This window comes from Sandarakinorhabdus limnophila DSM 17366 (assembly GCF_000420765.1).
Classification (GTDB): domain Bacteria; phylum Pseudomonadota; class Alphaproteobacteria; order Sphingomonadales; family Sphingomonadaceae; genus Sandarakinorhabdus; species Sandarakinorhabdus limnophila.
In genome coordinates, this window is record NZ_ATVO01000005.1 from 369,268 (window position 1) to 378,278 (window position 9,011).

8 protein-coding genes are annotated in these 9,011 nt (G+C 63.2%); 1 reads left to right on the plus strand and 7 read right to left on the minus strand.

The genetic code is table 11. The features are described from left to right. Positions 1 to 52 precede the first annotated feature (52 nt). From rpsJ to G566_RS0107395, 7 genes are all read right to left on the minus strand, one after another. The gene (gene rpsJ / locus G566_RS0107365; RefSeq protein WP_017666958.1) at positions 53 to 367 is read right to left on the minus strand and encodes a 30S ribosomal protein S10; all 315 of its coding nucleotides are present in this window, start codon (positions 365 to 367) and stop codon (positions 53 to 55) included. A 213-nt stretch (positions 368 to 580) separates the two neighbouring features. Then, positions 581 to 1,771, minus strand: a complete 1,191-nt coding sequence (gene tuf, locus G566_RS0107370) for an elongation factor Tu (RefSeq protein WP_022680035.1) — start codon at positions 1,769 to 1,771, stop codon at positions 581 to 583. A 149-nt stretch (positions 1,772 to 1,920) separates the two neighbouring features. Next, entirely contained in the window at positions 1,921 to 4,014 is a 2,094-nt protein-coding gene (gene fusA / locus G566_RS0107375; protein ID WP_022680036.1) for an elongation factor G, read from the minus strand. A gap of 71 nt (positions 4,015 to 4,085) precedes the next feature. Then, complete coding sequence (gene rpsG / locus G566_RS0107380; RefSeq protein WP_022680037.1) at positions 4,086 to 4,556, minus strand: 30S ribosomal protein S7; 471 nt, start codon at positions 4,554 to 4,556, stop codon at positions 4,086 to 4,088. 14 nt (positions 4,557 to 4,570) lie between these two features. Continuing rightward, entirely contained in the window at positions 4,571 to 4,942 is a 372-nt protein-coding gene (gene rpsL / locus G566_RS0107385) for a 30S ribosomal protein S12 (RefSeq protein WP_017666954.1), read from the minus strand. Positions 4,943 to 5,177: 235 nt separating this feature from the next. Next, positions 5,178 to 6,461, minus strand: coding sequence for an alanine racemase (alr, locus tag G566_RS0107390; RefSeq protein WP_022680038.1), 1,284 nt, complete (start codon positions 6,459 to 6,461; stop codon positions 5,178 to 5,180). Continuing rightward, positions 6,461 to 7,960, minus strand: a complete 1,500-nt coding sequence (locus tag G566_RS0107395; RefSeq protein ID WP_207789910.1) for an N-acyl-D-amino-acid deacylase family protein — start codon at positions 7,958 to 7,960, stop codon at positions 6,461 to 6,463. The genes alr and G566_RS0107395 overlap by 1 nt, the downstream gene beginning before the upstream one ends. Positions 7,961 to 8,155: 195 nt before the next feature. Here G566_RS0107395 and G566_RS0107400 point away from each other — a divergent pair, with 195 nt between their 5' ends. Continuing rightward, positions 8,156 to 8,989, plus strand: coding sequence for an enoyl-CoA hydratase/isomerase family protein (locus G566_RS0107400; RefSeq protein ID WP_022680040.1), 834 nt, complete (start codon positions 8,156 to 8,158; stop codon positions 8,987 to 8,989). The last annotated feature ends 22 nt before the right edge of the window (positions 8,990 to 9,011 follow it).

Sequence of the window (9,011 nt, forward strand, 5' to 3'; positions counted from 1 at the left end):
GGGGGAGGGGCGTGACCCTTCCAAATTCGCTCCGCGTATTTGGTCGAGACGGTTACTTGCCGAGCTTGATTTCCACGTCCACGCCGGCGGCCAGATCGAGCTTCATCAGCGCGTCCACCGTCTGCGGGGTCGGGTCAACAATGTCGAGGAGGCGCTTGTAGGTGCGCACCTCGAACTGTTCACGGCTCTTCTTGTCGACGTGCGGGGAGCGGTTCACGGTGAACTTCTCGAAGCGCGTCGGCAGCGGAATCGGACCACGGATGGCCGCACCAGTCCGCTTGGCGGTGTCGGCGATCTCACCGGTGGCCAGATCGAGCACACGATGGTCAAAAGCCTTCAGGCGAATGCGGATGTTCTGAGCGTCCATGGCACCAATCTTGTCAAACAGCGTTCATTCAAAAAAAGCGGACCGACACATCCCCGCCAGCTCATCACTGGATGTGAGGTCGGGGTTGCACCGGCCGCTTCAGAATAACTGCCCCTGGGTTTCAAGCCGCGGGGCCCGGCTTTTTTCATCCGCGCTGTGTTTCCACGCGCTGACGAATCAGGGCCGCTTCCCTAGGGAAAAGGCCCTTTACACTCACTTGATGACGGTTGCAACCACGCCGGCGCCAACGGTACGGCCGCCTTCGCGAATGGCGAAGCGCAGACCCGGATCCATGGCGATCGGAGCGATCAGCTTGACGGTCAGCTGCACGTTGTCGCCCGGCATCACCATTTCGGTGCCAGCCGGCAGTTCAACGGTGCCGGTGACGTCGGTGGTGCGGAAGTAGAACTGCGGGCGGTAGTTGGCAAAGAACGGCGTGTGACGGCCGCCTTCGTCCTTCGACAGCACGTAGACTTCGGCGGTGAACTCGGTGTGCGGCTTGATCGAGCCGGGCTTGCAGAGCACTTGGCCACGTTCCACGTCTTCACGGCCAACGCCGCGCAGCAGGGCGCCGATGTTGTCGCCAGCCTGGCCCTGATCGAGCAGCTTGCGGAACATTTCGACGCCTGTGCACACAGACTTGCGGGTGTCGTGGATGCCGACGATTTCGATTTCTTCGCCAACCTTGACGATGCCGGTTTCAACGCGGCCGGTCACCACGGTGCCGCGACCCGAAATCGAGAACACGTCTTCGATCGGCATCAGGAACGGCTTGTCCAGCGGACGCTCCGGCTGCGGGATGTAGCTGTCGACAGCGGCCATCAGCGCCAGGATGGCTTCACGGCCCAGCTTGTCGTTGGTGCCGTTCAGCGCGCAGACGGCCGAACCACGGACGATCGGAATGTTGTCGCCATCGAAATCGCGCTTGGACAGTTCTTCGCGGATTTCCATTTCGACCAGCTCGAGGATTTCCTCGTCGTCGACCAGATCGCACTTGTTCATGAACACGACCATCGACGGCACGCCGACCTGCTTGGCGAGCAGGATGTGCTCCTTGGTCTGCGGCATCGGGCCATCGGTGGCGGACACGACCAGGATCGCGCCGTCCATCTGCGCGGCACCGGTGATCATGTTCTTCACATAATCGGCGTGGCCGGGGCAATCGACGTGGGCATAGTGACGGTTGGCGGTTTCATACTCGACGTGGGCGGTCGAGATGGTGATGCCGCGCTCACGCTCTTCCGGGGCCTTGTCGATGTTGTCGTACGACGTGAAGGTGGCGCCACCGGTTTCGGCCAGGATCTTGGTGATCGCGGCGGTCAGCGAGGTCTTGCCATGGTCGACGTGACCGATGGTCCCGATGTTGCAGTGCGGCTTGTTCCGCTCGAATTTTGCTTTGGCCATGGCCTTGAACCTTCTTCCTTGCTCAACGTGTGAGGCGTTCAACGATTATGGCGGGTCCACAACGGAACCGCCCTGGCGGTGGTGTCAGCGGAGAACCGGCCGAATCATCGTGCCCAGAGGCGCGCTGACTAGCCGGCTTTCGCGAAAAATCAAGCCAGCTTGAGCTTGATTTCCTCAGCCACGTTCGACGGCACTTCGTCGTAGTGGCTGAACTGCATGGAGTACTGGGCACGACCCTGCGACATCGAGCGCAGATTGTTCACGTACCCGAACATGTTGGCCAGCGGCACCATGGCATCGATCACCTGCGCATTGCCGCGGGTATCGGTGCCCTGGATCTGGCCACGACGGCTGTTCAAGTCGCCGATCACGTCACCCAGATAATCTTCCGGCGTCACCACCTCGACCTTCATGATCGGCTCGAGGATCTTGATGCCGGCCTTGTCGGCCGCTTCGCGCATGCCGCCACGCCCGGTGATTTCAAACGCCAGGGCCGAGGAATCGACGTCGTGATAAGCGCCGTCATACAGCGTGGCCGTGAAGTCGATCAGCGGGAAGCCGATCAGGTGGCCCGACGAAGCAACTTCGCGGATACCCTTTTCGACGGCCGGGATATATTCCTTGGGCACGTTGCCGCCCTTGACCTCATCCTTGAAGATGACGCCCGAACCGCGCTCGCCGGGTTCGACAGTGAACTTGATCCGCCCGAACTGGCCGGAGCCGCCGGACTGTTTCTTGTGGGTGTAATCCACGTCCACCTTGCGGGCCAGCGACTCGCGATAGGCCACTTGCGGCGCACCGACGTTGGCTTCGACCTTGAATTCGCGGCGCATGCGATCCACCAGGATTTCCAGGTGAAGTTCGCCCATGCCCTTGATGATGGTCTGGCCGCTTTCATTGTCCGACGACACGCGGAAAGACGGATCTTCCTGCGCTAGGCGGTTAAGGGCGATGCCCATCTTTTCCTGGTCGGCCTTGGTCTTGGGTTCCACGGCCACTTCGATCACGGGCTCGGGGAATTCCATGCGCTCCAAGATGATCGGCTTCAGCGGCGCACACAGCGTGTCACCCGTGGTCACATCCTTCAGGCCAACCAGCGCGATGATGTCGCCGGCAAAGGCTTCCTTGATGTCTTCACGGTTGTTGGCGTGCATCAGCAGCATGCGGCCGATCTTTTCGCGCTTGTCCTTGACGGAGTTAAGCACGGTCGAGGCGGCTTCCATCTTGCCCGAATAAATGCGGGCAAAGGTCAGCGTGCCAACGAACGGATCGGTCATGATCTTGAAGGCCAGCGCCGAGAACGGCGCATCATCCGACGCTTCGCGGATTTCGTCCTCATCCTTCAGGTTGATGCCGTGCATCGGCGGAATGTCGAGCGGGCTCGGCAGATAATCGACCACGGCATCAAGCAGCGGCTGCACGCCCTTGTTCTTGAACGCCGAACCGCACAGCACCGGCACGAAATCGAAGTTCAGCGTACCCTTGCGGATCAGCGCCTTGAGCTGGGCAGTCGTCGGTTCGGTGCCTTCGAGATAGGCCTCCATCAGCGCGTCGTCCTGCTCGACGGCCATTTCGATCAGTTCGGAACGGGCGACAGCGGCGGCTTCCGCCATGTCAGCCGGAATGTCCTTGTATTCGAACTTGGCGCCCAGGCTTTCTTCGAGCCAGACGATGGCGCGGTTCTGCACGAGATCGACCAGACCGATGAAATCGCTCTCGAGGCCAATCGGCAGATACAGCACCGCCGGACGCGCGCCGAGGCGATCCTTGATCATCTGCACGCAGCGATCGAAGTTGGCACCGGTGCGATCGAGCTTGTTGACGAAGCACATGCGCGGCACTTTGTACTTGTCGGCCTGGCGCCACACGGTTTCGGACTGCGGCTCAACGCCGGCCACGCCGTCAAAACAGGCCACGGCACCATCGAGCACGCGCAAGCTGCGCTCCACTTCGATGGTGAAATCGACGTGCCCGGGGGTGTCGATGATGTTGATGCGGTGCTCGGGGCCATTGCCTTCATCAGCCGACCACAAGCAGGTGGTCGCCGCACTGGTGATGGTGATGCCGCGCTCTTGCTCCTGCTCCATCCAGTCCATGGTGGCGGTGCCTTCGTGCACTTCGCCAATCTTGTAGGACTTGCCGGTGTAATACAGGATGCGCTCGGTCGTGGTCGTCTTGCCGGCATCAATGTGGGCCATGATGCCGATGTTGCGATAACGCTCAAGTGGGTGAGTGCGGGGCATGGGAAAAGGGCCTCGGGCTTAGAAGAATAGGATTAGTGGCCGGCACTGCACGCAGCGCCGGCCAAAACGATTTACCAGCGATAGTGCGAGAAGGCGCGGTTGGCTTCCGCCATCCGGTGCGTGTCTTCACGCTTCTTCACGGCCGAACCACGGTTGGCAGCGGCGTCCATCAGCTCAGCTGACAGGCGGGCCGCCATGGTGTGCTCAGCGCGCTTGCGGGCGGCCGAGATGATCCAGCGGATGGCCAGGGCCTGGCCACGTTCTGGACGCACTTCAACGGGCACCTGGTAGGTGGCACCACCGACGCGGCGGCTGCGCACTTCGATACCTGGGCGCACGTTGGCGAGCGCATCGTGGAACACGCCCAGCGGTTCGCGGCGGCTCTTGGTCTCGATCACTTCCAGGGCGGAATAGACGATTGATTCGGCGACCGACTTCTTGCCCTGCAGCATGACGAGGTTCATGAATTTGGAAAGCACCTGATCGCCGAATTTGGGATCCGGCAGGATGACGCGCTTTTCGGGGCGACGACGACGTGACACGATCTATATCCCCCTTACTTCGGACGCTTCGCGCCGTACTTCGAACGGCTCTGCTTCCGGTTCTTCACACCCTGCGTGTCGAGCACACCGCGAACGATGTGATAGCGCACGCCGGGAAGATCCTTCACGCGGCCGCCGCGAATCAGCACGACCGAGTGTTCCTGCAGGTTGTGGCCTTCACCCGGGATATAACCGATGACTTCAAAGCCATTGGTCAGACGGATCTTGGCCACCTTGCGGAGCGCCGAGTTCGGCTTCTTGGGGGTGGTGGTATAAACGCGGGTGCAAACACCACGCTTCTGCGGGTTGGCCTCCATGGCCGGCACCTTGTTGCGCGCCTTCTGGGGCGTGCGACCCTTGCGGATCAACTGGTTGATCGTTGGCATCGTCTCTCTTCTCGCTTCGGCAAATGGCCACCATGGCCAAACGCCTACTCCAGACCTGCCCCGTTGATGACGCCCGTGAAGGCGGTCATCACATAAGCGCGAAAGGCCCCCCGGTTCCTGGAAGGCCGCCCACGCACGGTGCCGTCTGTCGTATCCCCCGCCAGCGTTGCCACCGATCAGGGATGCGCGCCCTTACCCGCAATGGGCCCCCGGGTCAACGGGTGGGGGTGTGGCCTCAACCTGCTCCCTGCCCGGCGCTGGGCTTGAGAACACGCGGCAGGCCGGCACCCAGCACGCCCAACAATTCGGGGCCATAGGCCTGGGAATTGGCTTCCAGTTCGGCCTGGGTAATGCGCTCACCGCCCTGCGCACCGAACAGCACCACCTCGTCGCCCAGCCGCACCGTGTCGCGGGCGTCGGTCACATCAACCATCAGCGTGTTCATCGTCACCCGGCCAACCACCGGGAACCTTCGGCCGCCGATCAGCACCTCGGTGCGGTTGCGGGTTTCGGCGGGGAATTCCGGTCGGTTGCTGCGGCTGAGGCTGCGCCGCACGCCATCGGAATAGCCGAGCGGGATATTGGCCAGCCAGGATTCGCGCTCCAGCCGCCAGGTGCGGTCGTAATTCACCGTCTGCCCGGCCGGATAGTGATTGACCGCCGCCACCCGCGACTTGATCGCCATGGTCGGCACGAACCGATCAGTCTTCACCGAACCGGGATCGCCATAGAGCAGCCCGCCAACCCGCACCATGTCGAGCCGGGTTTCGGGATGCTGCAGCGTGGTGAAGCTGTTGGCGCTGTGGCGAACCAGACCTGGCGTTGCCAGCCCGGCGGCAGCGAGCCAGCCCATGTCTGACTCGAAGCGGGCGAGCTGGCCCAGAATGTCACCCGCCTCCTCGCTGGGATAATGGGTCATGACGCCCCGGATCTTCAGCGCGTCCAGCGCCAGCAGCGCGCGCGCGTCGGCCTTGCCATAGTCGGTCGAAAGCTCGACGCCATTGCGCGACATGCCACCGGCATTGAGCGCGAGGTGGACGGGCAGCCGCTGGCGGCGATGGCTCTTGCGCCACAGCATCTGCAAACGGTTGGCGGCTTCCGGATTGCCGATCAGTTCCTCGACGCCAAGCGGGAACGCGTCCTCCATCTCTTCTGGTGTGGCCGCCCGGATGCGGATCAGGCGGCCGCGATAGCCCAGTTTGCGGGCCACCCTCGCCTCGTCATTGGCGGTGAAGGCGACATCGGTGATCCGCTTGGCAATGATCGACGGGATCAAGAGGGCGATGCCATTTCCGTAAGCATCCGCCTTCATCACCGCGCACAGGCTGGCGCTGCCGATGAGGCTGCGCACCGTATCGATATTGGTTTCAAAGGCGACGGCATCCACCTCGATCCAGCCGTTGCGCCGCGCCGCCCTGGCCGGCGTCAGGCCGTAATTGTCGGCCACCAGCACCGGCGCGGCGGCCGCACGCGTGGCGGCCAGCGCGGCAAAGCCGGCAAGGAACGCCCGGCGCTGCATCAATCCTGCCCGCGCTTCAGGAACTGACCCGGATAGGCGCCGGTGGGCTTGCCATCGCGATAGACGACTGCGCCGCCGACGATTACGCTGTTCATGCCGACCGCCAGTGCGTTGGGCGACTGCACCGTGGCCTTGTCGGCAAAGCGATCCGGATCGAACAGCACCAAATCGGCTTTCATGCCGGGGCGAATAAGCCCACGGGTTTTCAGGCCGAGATGCTCGGCGGAAAGCCCGGTCATCTTGTGGATGGCTTCGGCCAGGCTGAGCCGACCGGTCTCACGCACATAGACACGCACCATGCGGCCAAAGGCACCATAACCGCGCGGATGCAGCCCGCCGATGCCGCCATCGGAACAGAGGTTGCTGTGCTTCCAGGCCAGAAAATCGGCGATATCGGCTGGCGCCATCGCGGTGCCGATTACCGATTCGACCCGCGTCGCTTCCGGATGGGCGGCCTTCCAGGCCTGGGCATTGTTGATCAGCCAGAGATAGGTGACTGCCGGTTCCTCCCCGCGCAGCGCGGCAATATCGGCGATCGTCTTGCCCACATACGATGGTTCGGGCGCATAATAGCCGATCAGCATGCCGGCCGGCGTGGTGAGGTGGGTGAGCGCAAAGCGGCTGGCAGCAAGATCGGTGAAATCGCGCTTGGGAAACAGCACGCTCAGCGTCGATTGCCAATATTCATATGGGTACACGTCGGCCGTCACCTTGATGCCGCGGGCGCGGGCGGCGTCAAGCTTGGCCAGCACCTGCTTGGACTGGCCCCAGCGATCGACAATGCCAAGCTTGAGGTGGGAGATCTGCACCGGGATGCCGGTTTTGGCGCCGATCTCGAGGATCTCGTCGATCGCGTCGTCGAAGGCGACATCTTCGGAGCGGATATGGCTCATGTAGGTGCCGCCGCCGGCCTTTGCGGTGCCGGCCAACGCCAGCACTTCATCACGGGCAGAATAGATGCCGGGATCGTATTCAAGCCCGGTCGAGAACCCCAGCGAGCCGGCCTTCAGGTCAGCCGTAAGCAACGCCTGCATGGCCTGCACTTCGGCCGGAGTGGCAACGCGCTTGTAGTTTGCGCCCATCACCCGATCGCGCAGGAAACCGTGGCCGGTGTAAGACGCGATATTGATGGCGGCGGGCCGTGCGGCGAATTTGGCGGCGACTTCGGCCAGCGGCGCATCGCCATCGCCATCCTGGCCCACCACGATGGTGGTGACACCCTGGGCCAGCAGCGGCTCCATTGCACGTTCTGCATAATCGGTGCGATCATGGTGGCTGTGACTGTCGATGAAGCCGGGGGCCAGCACCAGCCCCTTGGCGTCGATCACCTGCTCGCCGGCCAGCGGCTGCAAGGCGCCGACCGCGACAATGCGATCCTTGTCGATGCGCACGGCGACCTGCTGGGCCGGCGCGCCCGTCCCGTCATGGACGCTGGCCCCGGTGATCAAGGTGGAAGCCGCAGCAAGACTGTGCAGGCAGACCCCCAGCAACAGCATCATTGTTTGCGCCAAACGCCTGTTGCCCATGCTGCACCTGTTCAGCGCCAAGATGGCCGCTCTCTCCCAAGTGCTACAAAGCCCACACCGGCCTCGCAAGCGGTTTCGGGACCGGCTCGCGCCCTATCAGAGCCGGGCATATCGCGGCGCGTGCGAACGGATTAGCATCCCGGTCACCGGCACTTCGGGAGACAGATCATGGCGTACGACGGCTACACCCTCATCGATGTGCAGCGCGATGGCCCGCTGGTCACGGCGACAGTCAACAATCCGCCGATCAACCTGATCACCATGGCGCTGTTCGGGGAACTGGCGCGGCTGGCGGAAGAACTGGAAGCCGATCCGGCGGCACTGGTGTTCGTGCTGAAAAGCGCAGACCCGGATTTCTTCCTGGCCCATTTCGATGTCGCCGCGCTGATCGCCATGGCTGATGCACCGGCGCCGCCAACAGACGATGCCAACGCTTATCACGCCATGTGCCACCGGTTCCGCACTATGAACAAGGTGACGATAGCGCAGATCGAAGGCCGCGTCGGCGGCGGCGGCGCCGAACTGTCGATGAATTTCGACATGCGCTTCGGCGTCATTGGCAAGACCGTCATCAACCAGATGGAGGTGCCCATCGGCATCTTGCCCGGCGGCACCGGCACTCAGAATCTGCCGCGTCTCGTGGGCCGCGCACGCGCCATGGAGATCATCCTGGGCGGGATCGACGTGGATGCCGAAACCGCCGAACGCTGGGGCTGGCTGAACCGCGCCCTGCCCGCCAACGCGATCGACGCGCATGTGGACGCACTGGCCCGCCGCATCGCCAGCTTCCCGGCGGACGCGGTGCGCCTGGCCAAGCAGTCGGTGGACAGCGCGACGCTGCCGATGGCGGAGGGGTGCCAGCAGGAAGCCGACTTGTTCCAGACGCTGCTGTTCAGCAATCCGGCCCGGCACGCCATGCGCCGCTTCCTGGAACTGGGCGGCCAGACGCGGGACGGCGAACTGCGGGTGGCCGAGATCAGTGGAGCGGTCGCCGGGCCCTAACGGCAGCAGCAACCGACGCCGC